18 protein-coding genes are annotated in these 17,167 nt (G+C 74.4%); 8 read left to right on the top strand and 10 right to left on the bottom strand.

The annotated features are described in order from the left end of the window. Window position 1: 1 nt before the first annotated feature. Together ACIBR0_RS20550 and ACIBR0_RS20545 are read right to left on the bottom strand one after the other, a co-directional pair. Window positions 2–853 carry a GDSL-type esterase/lipase family protein gene (locus ACIBR0_RS20550; protein WP_396717851.1) on the bottom strand — a complete coding sequence of 284 codons (852 nt, stop codon included), beginning with the start codon at window positions 851–853 and terminating at the stop codon, window positions 2–4. 117 nt (window positions 854–970) lie between these two features. Next, window positions 971–1,573 carry an antibiotic biosynthesis monooxygenase gene (locus ACIBR0_RS20545; protein ID WP_396717849.1) on the bottom strand — a complete coding sequence of 201 codons (603 nt, stop codon included), beginning with the start codon at window positions 1,571–1,573 and terminating at the stop codon, window positions 971–973. 153 nt (window positions 1,574–1,726) lie between these two features. Here ACIBR0_RS20545 and ACIBR0_RS20540 point away from each other — a divergent pair, with 153 nt between their 5' ends. From ACIBR0_RS20540 to ACIBR0_RS20530, 3 genes are read left to right on the top strand one after another with little or no spacing between them, the layout of a single operon-like run. Further along, a complete protein-coding gene (locus ACIBR0_RS20540; RefSeq protein ID WP_396717846.1) occupies window positions 1,727–1,987 on the top strand; it encodes a DUF6343 family protein in 261 nt (86 codons plus the stop codon). A gap of 12 nt (window positions 1,988–1,999) precedes the next feature. Beyond that, window positions 2,000–3,412, top strand: coding sequence for an NADP-dependent succinic semialdehyde dehydrogenase (locus ACIBR0_RS20535; RefSeq protein ID WP_396717843.1), 1,413 nt, complete (start codon window positions 2,000–2,002; stop codon window positions 3,410–3,412). Between the two features lie 47 nt (window positions 3,413–3,459). Continuing rightward, a complete protein-coding gene (locus tag ACIBR0_RS20530; RefSeq protein WP_357037862.1) occupies window positions 3,460–4,425 on the top strand; it encodes a TIGR03885 family FMN-dependent LLM class oxidoreductase in 966 nt (321 codons plus the stop codon). A gap of 182 nt (window positions 4,426–4,607) precedes the next feature. Here the strand turns inward: ACIBR0_RS20530 and ACIBR0_RS20525 are convergent, their stop codons facing one another. The 3 genes from ACIBR0_RS20525 to ACIBR0_RS20515 form a co-directional block, all read right to left on the bottom strand. Next, window positions 4,608–5,132, bottom strand: coding sequence for a GNAT family N-acetyltransferase (locus ACIBR0_RS20525; protein WP_396717840.1), 525 nt, complete (start codon window positions 5,130–5,132; stop codon window positions 4,608–4,610). After that, a complete protein-coding gene (locus tag ACIBR0_RS20520; RefSeq protein WP_396717838.1) occupies window positions 5,129–6,376 on the bottom strand; it encodes an MFS transporter in 1,248 nt (415 codons plus the stop codon). Before ACIBR0_RS20520 ends, ACIBR0_RS20525 begins: the two co-directional genes overlap by 4 nt. A gap of 158 nt (window positions 6,377–6,534) precedes the next feature. Continuing rightward, window positions 6,535–6,798, bottom strand: coding sequence for a hypothetical protein (locus ACIBR0_RS20515; protein ID WP_396717836.1), 264 nt, complete (start codon window positions 6,796–6,798; stop codon window positions 6,535–6,537). 106 nt (window positions 6,799–6,904) lie between these two features. On the opposite strand from ACIBR0_RS20515, the gene ACIBR0_RS20510 reads away from it, so the two are divergent. Then, window positions 6,905–7,705: an alpha/beta fold hydrolase gene (locus ACIBR0_RS20510; RefSeq protein ID WP_396717834.1), complete on the top strand. Its 801-nt coding sequence runs from the start codon at window positions 6,905–6,907 to the stop codon at window positions 7,703–7,705. Window positions 7,706–7,766: 61 nt separating this feature from the next. On the opposite strand, the gene ACIBR0_RS20505 is transcribed toward ACIBR0_RS20510, so the two are convergent. Further along, window positions 7,767–7,967, bottom strand: coding sequence for a DUF397 domain-containing protein (locus tag ACIBR0_RS20505; protein ID WP_396717832.1), 201 nt, complete (start codon window positions 7,965–7,967; stop codon window positions 7,767–7,769). Next, window positions 7,955–8,680 carry a Scr1 family TA system antitoxin-like transcriptional regulator gene (locus ACIBR0_RS20500; protein WP_396718055.1) on the bottom strand — a complete coding sequence of 242 codons (726 nt, stop codon included), beginning with the start codon at window positions 8,678–8,680 and terminating at the stop codon, window positions 7,955–7,957. Before ACIBR0_RS20500 ends, ACIBR0_RS20505 begins: the two co-directional genes overlap by 13 nt. 214 nt (window positions 8,681–8,894) lie before the next feature. Between ACIBR0_RS20500 and ACIBR0_RS20495 the strand changes: the two genes are divergently transcribed. From ACIBR0_RS20495 to ACIBR0_RS20485, 3 genes are all read left to right on the top strand, one after another. Then, window positions 8,895–9,095: a hypothetical protein gene (locus ACIBR0_RS20495; RefSeq protein ID WP_396717829.1), complete on the top strand. Its 201-nt coding sequence runs from the start codon at window positions 8,895–8,897 to the stop codon at window positions 9,093–9,095. Window positions 9,096–9,121: 26 nt separating this feature from the next. Continuing rightward, complete coding sequence (locus ACIBR0_RS20490) at window positions 9,122–9,364, top strand: flavin reductase (protein ID WP_396717827.1); 243 nt, start codon at window positions 9,122–9,124, stop codon at window positions 9,362–9,364. A 107-nt stretch (window positions 9,365–9,471) separates the two neighbouring features. Then, window positions 9,472–9,777 (top strand): hypothetical protein, encoded by a 306-nt coding sequence (locus ACIBR0_RS20485; protein WP_396717825.1) that lies wholly within the window; start codon window positions 9,472–9,474, stop codon window positions 9,775–9,777. Between the two features lie 163 nt (window positions 9,778–9,940). Here ACIBR0_RS20485 and ACIBR0_RS20480 read toward each other — a convergent pair whose 3' ends face one another. Beyond that, on the bottom strand, window positions 9,941–12,544 hold the full coding sequence (locus ACIBR0_RS20480) for a glycoside hydrolase family 9 protein (RefSeq protein WP_396717823.1): 2,604 nt from the start codon (window positions 12,542–12,544) through the stop codon (window positions 9,941–9,943). Window positions 12,545–12,774: 230 nt separating this feature from the next. Here ACIBR0_RS20480 and ACIBR0_RS20475 point away from each other — a divergent pair, with 230 nt between their 5' ends. Continuing rightward, window positions 12,775–13,500, top strand: a complete 726-nt coding sequence (locus tag ACIBR0_RS20475) for a protein phosphatase 2C domain-containing protein (protein WP_357037382.1) — start codon at window positions 12,775–12,777, stop codon at window positions 13,498–13,500. Between the two features lie 10 nt (window positions 13,501–13,510). Here the strand turns inward: ACIBR0_RS20475 and hrpB are convergent, their stop codons facing one another. Both hrpB and ACIBR0_RS20465 read right to left on the bottom strand, forming a co-directional pair. Next, window positions 13,511–16,069: an ATP-dependent helicase HrpB gene (gene hrpB, locus ACIBR0_RS20470; protein ID WP_396718052.1), complete on the bottom strand. Its 2,559-nt coding sequence runs from the start codon at window positions 16,067–16,069 to the stop codon at window positions 13,511–13,513. A gap of 77 nt (window positions 16,070–16,146) precedes the next feature. Continuing rightward, on the bottom strand, window positions 16,147–16,974 hold the full coding sequence (locus ACIBR0_RS20465) for a SigB/SigF/SigG family RNA polymerase sigma factor (protein WP_396717821.1): 828 nt from the start codon (window positions 16,972–16,974) through the stop codon (window positions 16,147–16,149). Between the last annotated feature and the right edge of the window lie 193 nt (window positions 16,975–17,167).

Here is a 17,167-nt window from a genome sequence, read left to right as displayed (position 1 = left end):
GTCAGCCGGACAGACCCCAGGCGCGCCAGGTCACCTCGGCGAGCCGGTCCTGGCCGGCGGCGTTGGGGTGGAACCAGTCCAGCGGGTTGACCAGGTCCAGGGTGAAGCGCACCCGGTGCACCGCGCCGCCGTCGTGGCGGCACCGGGACCCGTACGCACGGCAGGCCGCGGCCAACTGCTTGTTGTACGCGCCGATGCGCTCCCGGACATTGGCGCGCCGGGCCTGGTCGAGCGGGTCGTCCGAGGTGGGGTTGGCCAGCAGCGCCGGGCAGAGGCCGCGGCGCCAGACGCGTACCGCCCGCTCGTCGGTGTGCCCGACCTCCCAGAGCCGGTACAGGTCGGGGATGCTCACCACCAGCACCCGGGCCCTGGGCCGGCCGGTCCGCAGCACGCGCAGGCCCCGGTCGATCTCCCTGCGGAACTCGGTCACCGGGGTCATCGCCTCGACACCGCCGCGGCACACGTCGTTGGCGCCGATCAGCACGGTCACGAGGTCGGTGCGGTCGCGTACGGCCGCCTCGGCCTGACCGGCCAGCGACGCGGCCCGCGCGCCCGGACGGGCGTGGTTGTGGGCCTTGCCCCGCAGTGCCGTGTCGTCGTCCAGCAGGCGCCGGTAGACGCTGTCGACCCGCAGCCCGTCCCCGGTCGACCAGGAGTTGCGCTGGCACGAGGCCAGGACGAGGCAGGAGCCGAAGCCGGTGGTGATCGAGTCGCCCAGGGCGGCGATGCCACCGGTGGCGCCGGGTGAGGGTGTCCCGCGGGTGGGCCGGGGTGCGGCCTCACCGCCTCCCTCGCAGGCGAGCGCGACGAGCGCCACCAGGCATGCGAGGGCGGCGACCCAGCGTCGAGGCATCCTTCCCCCGTCCCGCAGCGGAGAGCGACAGCGCGGTAACTCTATGCGCGGGGTCGGGGCGACGTGAAGTGCTGTCGGTTTTGTGGCAGAAGGCTGTCGCCGGGCAGGGAGCGTGTGCTAGCGCCAGGTTCCCCGCTGGCCGTGGAGCCACCAGTGCAGGGCCCGGGTGATCCGGGGCAGCACCAGGTACGTCATCAGCGGCGTCAGTGTCAGCGTCATGATCAGCACGCGCAGGGCCAGCGGCACCTCGGGGAGGAACCGGCTGGTCAGCAACGTCGCGGTGAGGCTGAGCGGGAAGAAGGCCAACCAGATCGTCACCGCCTGCTTCCAGCGCGGCGGCGAGGGTGGCGGGACGGTGGGCTCGGCGCTGACCGGCACCGTCTCCACCACGGGCTCCGGCACCGGGTCGAACCAGCCCTCGATCCCGGTCCGCTTCTCGACCCGGGTGTGCTCGACGATGCCCTGCGCCGAGGTCAGCCACCAGTGCCGCTGCGGCGACTCCTCCCACCGGCGCAGCGTCTCGTCGTCGGCGAACCGGTAGAGCATGTGCCACTCGCCGGAGCCGGGAGCGCTGCGGACCCACCCGGCGCCGAGGAAGCCGGGGAACGCCTCGGCCAGGGCGGTGCCGGCACGCATCCACGCCACCATCTCGTCGGTCCGGGCGGGGTCGGCGCGCCGGGCGATGGCGACGGTCACCGGCATCGCGTGGGTCAGGGTCATGCGTCCATCGTCCACGCCCCGGACCGGTGTCGACGGCTCCCGGCGCACCGGTGTAACGCAACCCACGACGGCCGTGACGCGGCACACCGGCACCGGCCGCGTGGCCGGGAATCACCCGCGGTTAAGCACGCCGAGGACGGGTAGGTCGGTGTGATGACGAGATCGCAGCCCCGGCGGTTCCGTGGCCCGGTGCAGGCGCGCAGCGCCCTCAACCTCCGGCTCGTGCTGGCCGGCTTCGGCCTGGTCACCATGACGATCTTCGCCGTGCTGGCCTTCTGGGCGGACGTGGTGTGGCTCGGGGTCGTGTGCGCGATCCTCGCGGTGGTCGCCGCGGTCGACCTGGTCGTCATCCAGCGCCGTCGTGCCGCCCGTCACCGGGAGGAGCCGGGCGTGCGGCACTCACTGTTCGAGTGACAGGAGCAGGCCATGCCCATCGCCACCACCAACCCCGCCACCGGAGTGGTGCTCAAGACGTACGAGGCGATGTCGGACGAGCAGGTCGACGCGGCCATCGAGCGGGCCGACCTGGCGTACCGGCAGTTGCGCGGCACCACCGTGGGCCAGCGGGGCGCGTGGCTGGTCGCGGCCGCCGACCTGCTGGAGGCCGAGCGGGACGAGATCGCCCGGATCATGACCATGGAGATGGGCAAGACGTACGCGTCGGCGAAGGCCGAGGTGACCAAGTGCGCCACGGCCTGCCGCTTCTACGCCGCGAAGGCACCGGAGTTCCTCGCGGACTCACCGGCCGACGCGGCGGCGGTGAAGGCGACCCGGGCGTTCGTCCGGTACGAGCCGATCGGCCCGGTCCTCGCCGTCATGCCGTGGAACTTCCCGCTGTGGCAGGTGATGCGGTTCGCCGCGCCGGCCCTGATGGCCGGCAACACCGGCCTGCTGAAGCACGCCTCGAACGTGCCGCAGACGGCCCTGCTGATGGAGGACCTGTTCCGCCGGGCGGGCTTTCCCGAGGGCGCCTTCACCACGCTGCTGGTCGGGTCCGAGGCCGTCGAGAAGATCCTCGGCGACCCGCGGGTACGGGCGGCGACGCTGACCGGCAGCGAGGGCGCCGGCCGCTCCATCGGGCAGATCGCCGGCCGCGAGTTGAAGAAGACCGTCCTGGAACTCGGCGGCAGTGACCCGTTCGTGGTGATGCCCTCGGCCGACGTGGACCGGGCCGCCGAGGTGGCCACCACGGCCCGCTGCCAGAACAACGGCCAGTCGTGCATCGCCGCGAAGCGGTTCATCGTGCACACCGACGTGTTCGACGCCTTCGCGGAGCGGTTCGCGGCGCGCATGGCGGCCCTGCAGGTCGGCGATCCGATGGACGAGGGCACCGACGTGGGGCCGCTGGCCAGCGAGCGCGGGCGGGACGAGATCGACGCCCAGGTCCGCGACGCCGTCGACAAGGGCGCCACGGTGCTCTGCGGGGGCACGAAGCCGGACGGGCAGGGCTGGTACTACCCGCCGACGGTGGTCACCGACCTGACCCCGGACATGCGGATGTGGACCGAGGAGGTCTTCGGGCCGGTCGCCGGCCTCTACCGGGTGTCGTCGTACGACGAGGCGATCGAGGTGGCCAACGGCACCGCCTTCGGTCTGGGCTCCAACGCGTGGACGCGGGACCCGGACGAGCAGGAGCGGTTCGCCACCGACCTGAATGCCGGCAACGTCTTCATCAACGGGATGACCACGTCGTACCCGGAGCTGCCCTTCGGCGGTGTCAAGAACTCCGGGTACGGCCGGGAGCTGTCCGCCGTGGGCATGCGCGAGTTCTGCAACACCAAGACCGTGTGGGTGGGGGAGGGCGCCGCGTCGGCCGGCGCCGGCGCGCACGCCGAGTAGGCCGGGCAAGCTTTAGCCGGACACCGACCTGGGTACGGAGGGTGCCCATGACGGTGTTCGGCTTCCACGCCTCCCACGAGCAGATCCACCCGAGCCGCCTGCTGGAGGCGGTCGTCCACGCCGAACGGGCCGGGTTCCAGGCCGCCATGTCCTCGGACCACTTCTCGCCGTGGAGCGAGCGGCAGGGCCAGTCCGGGTTCGCCTGGTCGTGGCTCGGCGCGGCGCTCCAGGCCACCAACCTGCCGTTCGGCGTGGTCAACGCGCCCGGGCAGCGCTACCACCCGGCGATCATCGCCCAGGCCATCGGCACCCTCGGCGCGATGTACCCCGGCCGGTTCTGGGCCGCGCTGGGCACCGGCGAGGCGAGCAACGAGCACATCACCGGCGACGGCTGGCCCCGCAAGGACATCCGCAACGCCCGGCTGCGTGAGTGTGTGGACGTGATCCGCGCGCTGCTGGCCGGCGAGGAGGTCAACCACGACGGGCTGGTCCGCGTGGACCGGGCGAAGCTGTGGACCCGGCCGGAGCAGCCGCCGGCCCTGATCGGCGCGGCCGTCAGCGAGGCCACCGCCCGGTGGTGCGCCGAGTGGGCGGACGGGCTGATCACCGTCAACGCCCCGGTCGAGCACCTGCGGCGGATGGTCGACGCCTACCGGTCGGCGGGTGGGCGGGGGCCGCTGCACCTCCAGGTGCACGTCAGCTGGGCACCCGACCAGGCCGAGGCCGAGGCGGTCGCGTACGACCAGTGGCGCAGCAACGTCTTCGCGCCGCCGGTCTGCTGGGACCTGGAGATGGTCGAGCACTTCGACGTGGTCTCCGCCGACGTCCCGATGGGGAAGGTCACCGACGCCGTCAACGTCTCCGCCGACCTGGGCCGGCACGTCGGCTGGCTCGAGGAGTACGTGGCGCTGGGCTTCGACCAGATCGCCCTGCACCACGTCGGGCAGGAGCAGCGGGCCTTCATCGACGCGTTCGGCGCGGAGGTCCTGCCGAAACTCCGCGCCGCCGGCTGACCGGCCCAGCCCGGCCCGTCGGCCCCGCCCGGTCCCGGCCCGCCCCCGCCGGAGCCCGCAGTTTCACGGAAAGAGTGGTCATTCCGCGCGGAATGACCACTCTTTCCGTGAAACTGCGGCCTGGGGCGTGCGGCGTGCGGCGTGGGGCGTGCGGCGTGGGGCGTGCAGGGGCGGGGTGGGGGTTACAGGCGGCGGGCGAGGACCTGGCCGGGCCACGGGTTCCGACCGGGGCGCTCGACGGTGAACGGCTCGGTGGCCGTGAAGCCCTGCCGCTCGTACCAGCGGACCAGCGCCCCGTCGTCGCCGGCGTGGCAGTCGACCCGCAGCAACGGCAGACCCCGGGCGCGGGCCAGGTCCGCGGCGTGCGCGAGCAGCCGCCCGCCGACCCCGCGTCCCGCGTACGCCCGGTCGGTGACCAGCAGGTTCACGTACAGTTCGGGTTCGGTCGCCGCCGGCACGTAGTCGGTGGCCGCGCCGACGACCAGCGCGCCCACCGGCCGGTCGCCGACCACCGCCAGCCACAGGCCACCACCGGTCGCCCACACGTCGGCCTGGACGACCCGCCGGGGATCCTCCGACGCGGGCGTGGCGCCCCACTGGCCGGTGCGCCCCCAGGCCACCAGCCACGCGGTGGCGTCGTCGAGCAGGCGCAGGATCGTCTTCGCGTCGGCCGGACCACCGGGGCGCACGATCATCTCGTCGGTCACGGTGCCGATCCTGCTACAGCCGCCGCCGGCCGGTGCGCCAAGGCGTGCCGCACCAACACCGGCACGGCCAGGCCGGTCGCCGCGAAGACCGCCCCCAGGGCCAGCCAGCCGGGCGGACCGAGGCCGAGCAGCGCCCAGGTCAGCACCGCCGGACCCGCCGCCCGGGCCAGACCGGCGAGCAGGCCGTCGGCGCCCTGGTAGGCGCCGACCGCCGCCGGGTCGGCCAGGTCGTACGCCAGTGCCGCGCCGGCCGTGCCGTGCCACAGGTCGCCCAGCGTGTACCCGATGGTGGTGACCAGCAGCAACGCCACCGCCGCCCCGGAGGGCAGCCCGGCGGTGGCCGCCCACAGGGGCATCGCGACGGCCAGCGTCAGCCCGGCCCGGCGCATCGTCCGCGCCGCCGACCCCACGTCCCGGGCACCCCGGCTGAGCCGGACCGCGAGGAGCACGGTGAGCACCGTGTTGACCAGCAGCACCGCCGACACCGTGACCGGTGGCGCGCCGGTGGCGTTCACCACCCACAGCGGCACGACCAGGGTCAGCACCACGTGATGCAGGGACACCACCGCCGAGGCCGCGCTCACCGCGAGGAACGGCCCGTCGCGCATTGGTCGCCGGACCGCCCGTCGTGGTGCGTCGCCGGTCGGGCGCCCCGGCGGGTACGCGGGCAGCCGCAGGATCAACGCCGCCGACACCAGATAGGTCGCGGCGTTCCCGACGACCAGCAGCCGGTACGCCGAGGGCGTGTCCGCCGCCAGCGCGATCCCGGCGAGGCCGGCGCCGACCGCGATGCCCAGGTTCGCGACCGCCCGCAGGGTGGCGAAGGCGCGCACCCGCCCCTCCGGTCCGGCGACGGCGGCGATCAGCGCGGCCCGTACGGCCAGGTTGCCCGACACCAGCAGCGCGTCCGCCACCGCCACCGCGAGCAGGAGGGTGAACGAGTCCACCAGCAGGTACGACGCGGCGACCCCGGCCTGCAGAACCTGCACGACGGCCCGCACGGTGCGTGGGTCGCGCCGGTCGGCCAGGCGGCCCAGCGGCACGCTGGCGGTGAGCCCGACCAGGCCGGCGACGGTGAGCGCCAACCCGACCCGCGCCGGGCTCAGCCCGACGACCCGGGTGAGGTAGAGCGCCGAGCCGGCGACCCACAGCCCGGAGCCGACCGTGTTGGCCAGGGTGGCCAGGGCGAGGGTGCGCAGCCGGCCGGGCGGCGGAATCGGCGACACCGCCGACCAGCGGCTCACCCCCGTGCGGGAACGACGACGGTGGACATGTGTCGAACCTAGGGGCGTCGGGTCGGGCGTCGGGTGCCCCACGGGGGCGATGCCGCTCACAGAGGAGGCTCAGAACCGAGGAGGCGTTCGTCGGGGCGTCGACCGTCGACCGAGCGCGGGAAGACCGATCAGGGCATTCCGCCGGATTCGCTGGACACGCCGGCGTTGTAGCCCTGGTTGTCGTCGCCTCCGTACCCCTTGCCCCGCATCGTGCCGGGCCGCCGACGGCGCTGGTCCTGCCGGCTCTGCCGAATGGCGCGGCGGGCGGCGCGCAGCGCGTCCGCCCCGTCGGCCTCCGCCCGACGGCGCCGGCGCACCGCCACCACCGTGACGGTGAGGACCAGCAGCAGCGCCACCACCGCCACGACCACGATCCACATCGGTCCCTCCATGCCGGCGATGGTAGGGGGTGTCGCCAGGACACGGCGACCGATGAGTTCCGGGCCCTCCCGGAGTCGGTACCGGCGAGAAGACTCCTGAGCGGAAGGACCACCGATCATGACGACCGTCCACACCCTCGACGTTCCGGGCGCACGGCTGCGCTACGAGGTACGCGGCTCGGGCCCGCTCGTGCTGGTCATGGGCTCGCCGATGGACGCCGCCGCGTTCGCGCCGCTGGCCGACGCCCTCGCCGCCGACCACACCGTGGTGACCCACGATCCGCGCGGCATCTCCGGTAGCACCCTCGACGACCCGGGGCAGGACTCCACCCCGGAGGTGCGCGCCGACGACGTGGCCGCCCTGCTCGACGCGCTCGGCGCCGGCTCCGCCGACATCTTCGGCAGCAGTGGTGGTGCGCTCACCGGCCTGGCGTTGGTGCAGCGGCACCCGGGCCGGGTCCGTACCCTCGTCGCCCACGAGCCTCCGCTGCTGGAGCTGCTGACCGACGCCGAGGAGCGCCGCACGGCGGTCGACGACATGATCTCCACGTTCCACTCCGACGGTGCGGGGCCGGCGTGGCGGAAGTTCATGACCCACGCCGGGTACGGCGACGACATGCCGATGCCGCCGGGCGAGCCGTCGGCACAGGACCTCGCCAACAGCGCCCGGTTCTTCGCCCACGAGCTGCGCTTCACCACCACGTGGCGGCCGGACCCGGCGGCGCTGACCGCCGGGCCGGCCCGGGTCGTCGTCGGGGTCGGCGTCGAGTCGACCCGCCTCGTCACGTACCCCACCTCGGTGGCGTTGGCGGAGCTGCTCGGCACCCGCCCGGTCGAGTTCCCCGGTGACCACGGCGGCTTCATGTTCCACCCGGAGGAGTTCGCCAAGACGCTGCGCGGCGTGCTGGCCGACGGCTGAGCCGGCGCGGTCCGGGTGCGGGCTCCGCGCCGGTGCGCGGCACCCGGAGGGCGGCGCCGGGTCAGGCGTCCGAACGGTGCACGACGTGCCCGAGGAAGGACCGCCAGGCGGTCACCGGGAACGTCAGGGTGCCACCGGTGCGGTCCTTGGAGTCGCGGACGGCGACGACGCCGGGCAGGTTGTCGGCGACCTCGACGCAGTTGCCGCCGTTGGAGCTGCTGCGGGTGCTGGTGCGCCAGCGGGCGCCGGTCAGGTCAGCCATGGCCGTGCCTTCAGGAGTTGGATCGTCTGGTCGCGCGGCAGCGCCACCGACCTGAGAGTGTCCCAGATCTGCCAGAGGGCGGCAACGTCCTTCGTGGTCCGCCCGGCGGCCTGGTCGTCGATGTAGGCCACGTCCTCGGCGTCGTCGGTGCTGGCGAGGACGAAGGCACCGGCCTGGCCGGGGTGGAAGCCGGCGCGCAGCGGCAGCACGTGCAGCAACACCCGGGGGCGCTGCGCCATGGTCACCAGGTGGTCGAGCTGCGGCTGCATGATCTCCGGCTCGCCCCGGTGCAGCGCCGCCTCGTCGACGACGAAGATGGTCAGCGCCGGGCGGGGGCGGTCGAAGACGGCGGCCTGCCGGGCGATCCGGGCGGCCACGTAGCCCTCGACCTCGTCGTCGGCGAGCGGACCGCTGCTCAGCACTGCGTGCGCGTACGCCTCGGTCTGGAGCAGGCCCGGTAGCACGGACGGCTCGAACGAGCGGAGGGTGTCGGCCCGGCGCTCCACCTCGGCCCAGGGCAGGAACCAGACCGGCTCGCGGCGGCGCACCACGTCCGGCCAGAGCTCGCCGATGGGCCGGCCGAGCGCGGCCGACACCGCCGCCCGGTGCCGAGGGTGCGGCACCCTGCCCGGCGTCACCCAGCGGGCCGCCGTCTTCGGGTCCACGCCGGCCCGGTCGGCCAGGGACTCCGCCGTCACGCCGGCCTCGGCCATGGCGATCCGCAGCGCGTCGTTCACACCCGCCTCCACGAAGGACGTTCCAGACGTCCGCCGACCCTATCGCTACGCGGTGTGGCCGTCGCGCGACGCGCGGCAGTGTTTCCGGCAGCGGAACCGCCGCCGTGGCCCGAACCGTCGGCGGGACCGCGGGCCGCCCGGACAACGGCGTCCGGGCGGCCCGTCCAGTCCGCCCCGAAGGAGGCCGCCCGTGCTGTTCCCGTTCCGTCGCCGCGACCCCGTCCCGCCGCCGCCCCGCCTGCCGAACCCCCGAGTCTCCTGGGAGGACGCCCCCACCCGGGTGATCCCCACCATGGATCCGGGGCGCGCCGGCAACCTGACCCCGGCACAGCGGTGGCGGGCCGGCGGCTGGCGGCGCAACCCGGGCCGGTGGGGCGGGACGGGGCGGTGAGCCGGCCGGGACGTCCGCACGTACCCATGCGTCCGCTGTGGCGGTGCCGGGCGTGCGGCGCGCAGTGGCCGTGCCCACCGGCGCGGCTCGCGCTGCTGGTCGAGTACCGCCACGACCGGGCCGCGCTGCTGGTCTACCTGGCCACTCTGATGCACGAGGCAGCGGACCAGTTGGGCCAGCTCAACGGCCACTCCCACCCCGCCGGGCTGACCGACCGCTTCCTCACCTGGGCCCGCCCACGCGGCCAGGACCCCGAGACCGGGAGGTAGTGGCGACCTTTTCCCACGAAGTTCCGCCGTGGTGCATCCAGCGGCGGTGTGCGCGGCGAAGCCCTCTCCAGGAACACCCCGCATCAACGAGAAGAGGGAAAACAGCCATGAGGAAGACGATGACCGTGGGCGGCGTGGCCGCCGCCGCGCTCGTGGCCAGCGTGACCGTCGCCGGGCCGGCGTCGGCCGCTCCGCGCAACGAGGGCGCTGCCTGCGTGCAGGCCGGGCTGGGCACGCTGAAGAGCCTCGGCCTGCTGGAGGCCGCCGCGCAGCGCGAGGTGGACTACTCCACGCTGGCCGACCCCGTGAACGGCCCGATCTTCGCCGAGCTGCCGGCCGGGTCGTACCTGTCCCTGGGCACGGTGGTCAAGCTGCACACCACCAACCCGGGGCTGTTCGCCTGGTGCGGCTGACCGTCGGACGTGTGGCCTCCGGGAGCTGGAAGGCCACCCGCCGCACGCACGCTTGATTCCGCACGACGGTGGTGGCGCGAGCACCACCGGACGGACGGGCGGCCTCCCGTGTTCCCGCGCCCGGGAGGCCGCTCCTCCGCGATCATGGGCCGCGCGAGCGGGATCAGGACGCGCAGGCGCCGCCGTTCAGCGTGACCAGGCCCGGCACGGGGTTGGCCCCGCCGCCGGTGGTCCCGTTGAAGCCGAAGGTCACCGTGGCGCCGGGTGCGATCGTCGCGTTCCAGGACAGGTTCTTCGCCGATACCGTCGCGCCGGACTGGGTCACCGTCGCCGACCAGGCCTTGGTCACCTTCTGGTCGCCGGTGAAGGCGAACCGGGCCGTCCAGCCGGAGACGGCGGCGGTGCCGGTGTTGCGGATGCTCACCTGGCTGGTGAAGCCGCCCGGCCAACTGCCGTGGTTGGTGTACGTCACCGCGCAGGTCGGCGCCGGTACCGCGCCGGAGTCGCCCTGGTCGGCCAGGAACGACGCGATCCAGGTCAGCGCCGAGTTCCAGTTGATCGCGACCTCGTTGGTGGCGTACGAGTTGATGTCGTCGACGTAGCAGAACATCGGCTCGCAACCGGCCAGCAACTGCTGCGCGAACGGGTCCTGGAGGGCGGCGTTCGGGCCACCGGCGAGGGAGCCGGCGGGCGGCTTCGGCAGGGCCGGGTCGAGCTGGTGGGCGAAGATCCGGCTGTGCTGGTTCTCCGCCGCGTGCTCGCCCCAACCGGTGACGTACGAGATGTTGAGCGCGTTGCGGCCGAGGATGTAGTCCATCGCCTGCACCGCGCCGTCCCGGTACGTCGGGTCGCCGGTCAGGTCGAACGCGGTGGCCAGCACGACCGCGTTGTTGATGACGTTGCTGTTGCCGCCCCAGAAGTAGCTGCCGGCGTCACCGGGCATCGGCAGCCCGTACGCCTGCCCGGCCAGCTCCGCCAGGTAGTCGTCGGCGGCGGCGGTGACCGAGGCGCGGACGCGGGTCAGCTCGGCGGCCGGCAGCCCGTTCGGCACGGTGGCCAGGTCGAGGCGGCCCAGCGCCGCGACGCCCTGCCAGCCGAACCCGCGCGGGTCGAACACGTCCCCGGTGTGGTGCGGCGACGCGGACAGGTCCGTCAGGTAGGCCCGGGAACCGGTGGTCAGGTACAGCTCGACCGCCGCCCAGTAGAACTCGTCGGTCACGGTCGTGTCGTCGTACGCGCCGCCGCCGGTGCTGTCGGTCGGGCTGGCGTACCGCTGCGGGTTGGCCTTGGCCGCGGCGTAGGCCGTCTTCGCCGCGGTGGCGCAGCGGCCCGCGAAGGCCGCGTCGTAGGGGGCGAAGAGCCGTGCGCACTGCGCGGCAACGGCGGCCAGGTTGAGGGTGGCCGCGGTGGACGGCGGGTGCAGCTCGCGCGGCTGCGGGTCGTCCTGGGGTTGCAGCGGCAGCCCGGTCCACTGCCGGTCGTGGATCTTGTGGTGGGCCATCCCGGCGAGCGGCTCGCCGGCCGGTACCTGCATGCGCAGCAGGAACTCCAGCTCCCAGCGTGCCTCGTCGAGGATGTCCGGCACGCCGTTGCCGCGCTCGGGCACCCGCAGGGTGTTGTCGCCCAGCGCCGCGCCGCCGTCCGCGGTGGCCGCCGTCTTGGTGCGCTCGAACGTGTTCAGCAGTTGGTAGGTGGCGATGCCGCCGTTGACGACGTACTTGCCGTGGTCACCGGCGTCGTACCAGCCGCCGCGCACGTCCAGGGAGTAGTCGCAGACGCCGGGCTGGCAGGGCACCGACGTGTCGCCCTGGTTGGGGGCCACGCCGAGGTGGCCGGCGGGGCGGCCGTACTCGTCGCCGATCAGGTCCCCGTCGATGGGGATGCCGCTGCGCTGGGCGTAGAAGAACTGCAGGGCGTCGGACCGGAGCTGGTCGTAGAGGCTGCCGGAGATGTCGAACGGGTGGCTGGTCTCGCCGTCGGCGACGAGGGTCAGCCCGGCGCCGGGGGTCCGGTACGACGAGAAGTCGATGGAGTGCACGGTCTGGCCGGAGGCATCGTCCTCGCCGCGCGGGCTGCTGGTGCCGCTGGCCACCACGTCGCCGGAGGCGGAGCGGAGCTGCCACGGCAGCGCCTCGGTCGCCTCGGTGACGACGGTGGCGTTCTTCGGCCCGCCGGGCAGGTAGCCGACCTGGTTGACCCGCACGCGGGGCCCGGTGTCCGGCACGTACGGCTCGGGCGGGTCGCCGCCGCGCAGGGAGACGTCGTCCAGGCAGACGGTCTGCTCGGCGGCGTTCCCACCGACCTGGAAGATCAGCTGGGCGCTGGGGTTGTCGGCCGGCACGGTGAAGGTCTGCGTGAACCGCTGGGCGGTCCCGGTGGCGGTCGCGTCCACGCTGGCGTACGTCGTGTAGGGGGCGCTGCCCAGTTGCAGGACGGCCTTGACGGCGGCGCCGGGGGTGGCGGAGACGTCGAAACCGAGGGTGTACTCGGCGCCGGCGACGAGCGGCACGCCGTCCTGGCCGATGCCGGCGTCCCACGGGTTGGCCAGCCCGCCGGGAACGGTGGTGCAGAGTCGCCCGTCGGTGACCGCGAGCGGGCCGGTGCCGTACGAGAACCAGGGGGCGACCCCTTCGCTGAAGTCGCCGTTGTCGATCTGCTCGGGGGCGTCGGGAGGCGGTTCGGCGTACGCGGTGCCGGCGCTGGCGCCGGTCAGGGCGACGGCGGCCGCCGCGGCGAGCACCGCGAGGCGGCGTCGGGATGACGTCACGGGTAGTCCTTCCGGGACGGGTGAGGCGCTGGTGGTGGCACTGCTGGTGGGGGCCGATACCTGGGAGCGCTCCCAGGTATCGCCCCGATGTTCCCAGTGCCCGGGGTCCCTGTCAATCGACCAGGTCTGATGAAATCGTGGGCGGTCCACAGTGAGATTCGCCGCGCCCCGCGGGCTCGGTCGTGATCTCCTAGAGACAACTCGACCCTCCGCCTGGCAGGCTGCCTCCCATGACCCTGAAGCTGCGTTCCGTGGGAACGAGCGACCGTGGGCTGATCCGCAGTGGCAACCAGGACGCCCTGCACGCCGGAACCTGGCTCGTCGCCGTCGCCGACGGCATGGGCGGGATGGCGGCCGGAGACCTGGCCAGCGCCATCGCGATCGACACGGTCGCTCCGCTGGACGTGGAGACCCCGGAGGACGCTCTCGTCGCCGCGCTGCAGAGCGCCATCCAGCAGGCCGGCGCGCGCATCCGCCAGGCGGTCGCCGAGGACCCCGAGCGGCAGGGCATGGGCACCACCCTGACCGCCCTGCTCTTCGCCCGCACGGGCACCTGCCTGGCTCTGGCCCATGTCGGGGACTCCCGCGCCTACCTGTACCGGGAGGGGGTGCTGAAGCAGGTCACCCGCGACGACACGTTCGTGCAGATGCTCGTCGACCAGGGGGTCATCACCGCCGACCAGGCGAGCAGCCATCCCCGGCGGGCCGTGGTGACCCAGGCGTTGCAGGGCGACGACGTCAACCCGTCCTACGCCACGATGGTGCCCCGGGCCGGCGACCGGTGGCTGTTGTGCAGCGACGGCCTGTCCAACGTCGTCCGCCCGGACACCCTCACCGAGGTGCTCGCCGCCCACCCGCAGGCCGGCGAGTGCGTCCGTAAGCTCATCGACCTGGCGCTGCGGGCCGGCGGCCCGGACAACATCACCGCCGTGATCGCCGACGTCGTCGAGGAGTGACCCGCGTTCCTCAGCGGCGTCGCGGCGTCGCGTGCCGGGTCGGCACCGCGTCCGTCGGGTCCTCCGGCCAGGGGTGGCGGGGGTAGCGTCCGCGCAGCTCGGCGCGCACCTGCGGATAGCCGGTGCGCCAGAACGACGCCAGGTCGGCGGTCACCGCGACCGGCCGGCCGGCGGGGGAGAGCAGGTGCAGCAGCACCGGTACCCGGCCGTCGCCCACCCGGGGCGCCTCCCGCCAGCCGAAGGTCTCCTGGAGCTTCACCGCGAGCACCGGCGCGTCCGGATCGGCGTAGTCGACCCGGACCCGGGACCCGCTGGGCACGGTGATCCGCTCGGGCGCCAGCTCGTCCAGGCGGGCCGCCGCCGACCAGGGCAGCAGCCGGCGCAGGGCCGCGGCCACGTCGATCCGGGCCAGGTCGGCCCGACGCCGGGCGGTGGCCAGCTCCGGTCCGAGCCAGACCGGCGCCGCGTCGACGAGGGCCGCGTCGTCCACCTCCGGCCAGCCGTCGCCCAGCGCGCGCCGACAGAACGCCAGCCGTTCCCGTAACGCCCGGGCCGCCGGGGTCCAGGTGAGCAAGCCTGTGCCGGTACGCCGCAGGCCGTCCACCAGCGCCGCCGACACCTCGTCCGGGGCCGGGTCCAGCGGGCGCTCGACCAACTCGACCGCGCCGAGCCGGACCACCGTCCGGGCCACCACGTCGGTGCCGGACCACGCCACCTCGCGTACCTCGCGCAGCAGCGGTCCGCCCGCCTCCCGCGCGGTCGCCTCGTCGACCGGCGTGGCCAGGCGGACCCGCGCGGTCGGCGCACCGGGCGAGCGGTCGGCCACCGCGACGGCCAGCCAGTCCGCGCCCGCCAGGCCCGACCCGGCCGCCAGCTCCGCGGCGGTCCCACCGCTCATCAGGTACGCCGAGCCGCCCGGCCGCCGCACCCGGGCCAGCCGTTCCGGGTACGCCAGGCCGACCAGCAGCCCGGCCGCCAGGTCGTCGGTCAGCGGGGCGGCACCCCGGGCGGTGGTGCCCGTCGAGCCGGGCTCGCGGTGCCGCCGCGGCGACCCGTGGGCCGCCGGGGGCAGGGCGGCGCGCAGGCGGCGTACCTCCGCGCGCCAGCGCGCCGTGGCTCCCGGGTCGGTGCCCGCGCGGAGCCGGCGCCACGCGGCGGTCAGGTCGTCGCCGTTCCCGGTCAGGCCGTCCTCGGCCAGCAGCGCGACCACCTCGGCGGCCCGCTCCGGACCCACCCGGTCGGCACCGTCGAGCAGGGCCCGGGCCAGGCGCGGATGCGCCCCGGCGGCGGCGACGGCCCGCCCCCGGTCGGTGATCCGGCCATCGTCGTCCACCGCCCGGATCGTGCGCAGGGTCTCCCGGGCCACCGCCATCGCCGACGGGGGCGGCGGGTCGGGCAGGGCGAGCCCGGCGCCGTCCGGTGCGCCCCAGGCGGCCAGTTCGAGGGCGAACCCGGTCAGGTCGGCGGTGGCGATCTCCGGTTCCGGCTGGGCGGGCAGCCGCTCGTGGACGGCCGGCGACCAGCACCGGTAGACGTACCCGGGGGCCTCCCGGCCGGCCCGTCCGGCGCGCTGGGTGGCGGCGGCCCGGGACACCGGCACCGTGACGAGCGCGCCCAGCCCCCGGGACAGGTCCATCCGGGCCACCCGGGACAGCCCCGCGTCGACCACCACCCGCACACCCGGCACGGTGAGGCTGCTCTCCGCCACCGCGGTCGCCAGCACGACGCGCCGCCGGTCGGCCGGGCGCAGTGCGGCGTCCTGGTCGGCGCCCCGCTGACGGCCGTGCAGCGGCAGGACCGCCACCTCGGCGCGCAGGTCGGCCAGCCGGCCGGCGACGGCGGCGATCTCCCCGGCGCCGGGCAGGAAGACCAGGACGTCACCGTCGCGCTCCCGCAGCGCCCGCCGGACGGTGGCCGCGACGTGGTCCAGGAGCCCCCGGTCGACCGGCCGGCCGGCCGGTGCCGCGACCGGTCGCGGTGGCGGTGCCCAGATCCGGGTCACCGGGTGCAGCGCCGAGGACGCCCGGACGACCGGCACCGGCGGACCGTCCCCGCCGAGCAGGGCGGCGAACCGGTCCGCCTCCGGGGTCGCGGACATCGCCAGCAGCCACAGGTCCGGACGCAGCGCGGACCGGGCCTCCACGGCGAAGGCGAGCGCGAGGTCGGCGTCGAGCTGGCGTTCGTGCACCTCGTCGAGCAGCACGGCGCCGGTGCCGGCCAGCTCCGGGTCGTGGTGCAGCCGACGGACCAGCAGACCGGTGGTGACCACCTCGACGCGGGTGCGGGGACCGGCCCGCCGTTCGCCCCGGACCGCGTACCCGACCCGTTCGCCGACCCGCTCGCCCAGCAGGGCGGCCATCCGGTGGGCGGCGGCGCGGGCGGCGATCCGGCGTGGCTGCGCGACCAGCACCCGACCGGTCACCTCGTCGGCGACCGCCAGGGGAGCGAGGGTGGTCTTGCCGGTGCCCGGCGGTGCCACCAGGACTCCGGCGCCGGCCGACCGCAGTGCCGCGACCAGCGCCGGCAGCACGGGCCGCACCGGCAGGTCCAGGCGCACGTCGGAGAGCACGGCCCAGTCTCGCACCGGCTGGACGCGGACACGACGATGGCCGGGCCCGCCGACCCGGCCATCGTCCCACCACCCCCTCAGTACGTGCCGTCGAGCTGCCCCCGCAGCTTGGTCAGCGCACGGGCCAGCAGCCGGGAGACGTGCATCTGCGAGACGCCGATCTGCTCGGCGATCTGCGACTGGGTCAGGTTGCCGTAGAAGCGGAGGGTGAGGATCTTCTGCTCACGCTCGTCGAGGGTCGCGAGCGCCGGGCCGAGGGCGACCCGCAGCTCGGCCAGCTCGAACTCGCCGTCCTCGCCGCCGAGCATGTCGCCCAGCTCGGTGGCCCGGTCGCCGTCGCCGGTCGGGGTGGACAGCGACACCGCGTTGTAGGCGCGGGCGCCCTCCAGGCCCTCCAGGACCTCTTCCTCGGTCAGCTTGAGGTGGGCGGCGATGTCGGCGACCGTCGGGGAGCGGCCCAGGGACTGCAGCAGCGAGCTGTTCGCGTCCGAGATGGCCAGCCGCAGCTCCTGGAGGCGGCGGGGCACCCGGATGTCCCAGGTGCGGTCCCGGAAGTGGCGCTTCAGCTCACCGATGATGGTCGGGATCGCGTACCCGGCGAAGTCGACGCCGCGCGACGGGTCGAACTTGTCGATGGCCTTGATGAGGCCGACGGCGGCGGTCTGCGCGAGGTCGTCGGTGGGTTCGCCGCGACCGCTGTAGCGGTGGGCGAGGTGGTTGGCGAGCGGCAGCCAGGCCTCGATCGCCTTGTCGCGCAGCGCGGCGCGGGACGGGTGGTTGGCCGGCAGTGCCGCCATCGCGTTCAGCAGGTCGGCAGCGCTGTCGGTGAGCGCGCGCGGGTCGAGCTTCTCCGTGGTGCTCTGCACGGCCTTGGTCGCCTGTTCGCTGATCGTTGGCGCGGTCATGGGTGGTCCTCCCTGCACCTCGTCCGCGGATAAAAGACGTGACGCTTTGGTTTAGCTTCAGATGTCCGTTCGGGAGTCACCTTAGCCTGATCGTCTCGCCAAAATCTAGCCGAAAGTACGATGTACTTAAGTGATTTTCGGTCAGCAAGAACGTGAAAGGGGCAAAAACCCTCTCGATTGTGACCCCGCTAAC

The sequence above is a fragment of the Micromonospora sp. NPDC049497 genome (assembly GCF_044465805.1).
In the GTDB taxonomy this organism is placed as follows: Bacteria; Actinomycetota; Actinomycetes; order Mycobacteriales; family Micromonosporaceae; genus Micromonospora.
This window is presented reverse-complemented; position numbering and strand designations above follow the sequence as displayed.

Bases quoted from the DNA above. Each gene is read 5' to 3' on its own strand.
- ACIBR0_RS20510 (WP_396717834.1), top strand. From the start codon at position 6,905: ATGACGACCGTCCACACCCTCGACGTTCCGGGCGCACGGCTGCGCTAC.
- ACIBR0_RS20545 (WP_396717849.1), bottom strand. From the start codon at position 1,573: ATGACCCTGACCCACGCGATGCCGGTGACCGTCGCCATCGCCCGGCGC.
- ACIBR0_RS20505 (WP_396717832.1), bottom strand. From the start codon at position 7,967: ATGGCTGACCTGACCGGCGCCCGCTGGCGCACCAGCACCCGCAGCAGC.
- ACIBR0_RS20490 (WP_396717827.1), top strand. From the start codon at position 9,122: ATGCGTCCGCTGTGGCGGTGCCGGGCGTGCGGCGCGCAGTGGCCGTGC.
- ACIBR0_RS20475 (WP_357037382.1), top strand. From the start codon at position 12,775: ATGACCCTGAAGCTGCGTTCCGTGGGAACGAGCGACCGTGGGCTGATC.
- ACIBR0_RS20500 (WP_396718055.1), bottom strand. From the start codon at position 8,680: ATGGCCGAGGCCGGCGTGACGGCGGAGTCCCTGGCCGACCGGGCCGGC.
- ACIBR0_RS20465 (WP_396717821.1), bottom strand. From the start codon at position 16,974: ATGACCGCGCCAACGATCAGCGAACAGGCGACCAAGGCCGTGCAGAGC.
- ACIBR0_RS20530 (WP_357037862.1), top strand. From the start codon at position 3,460: ATGACGGTGTTCGGCTTCCACGCCTCCCACGAGCAGATCCACCCGAGC.
- ACIBR0_RS20550 (WP_396717851.1), bottom strand. From the start codon at position 853: ATGCCTCGACGCTGGGTCGCCGCCCTCGCATGCCTGGTGGCGCTCGTC.
- ACIBR0_RS20535 (WP_396717843.1), top strand. From the start codon at position 2,000: ATGCCCATCGCCACCACCAACCCCGCCACCGGAGTGGTGCTCAAGACG.
- ACIBR0_RS20515 (WP_396717836.1), bottom strand. From the start codon at position 6,798: ATGGAGGGACCGATGTGGATCGTGGTCGTGGCGGTGGTGGCGCTGCTG.
- ACIBR0_RS20485 (WP_396717825.1), top strand. From the start codon at position 9,472: ATGAGGAAGACGATGACCGTGGGCGGCGTGGCCGCCGCCGCGCTCGTG.
- ACIBR0_RS20540 (WP_396717846.1), top strand. From the start codon at position 1,727: ATGACGAGATCGCAGCCCCGGCGGTTCCGTGGCCCGGTGCAGGCGCGC.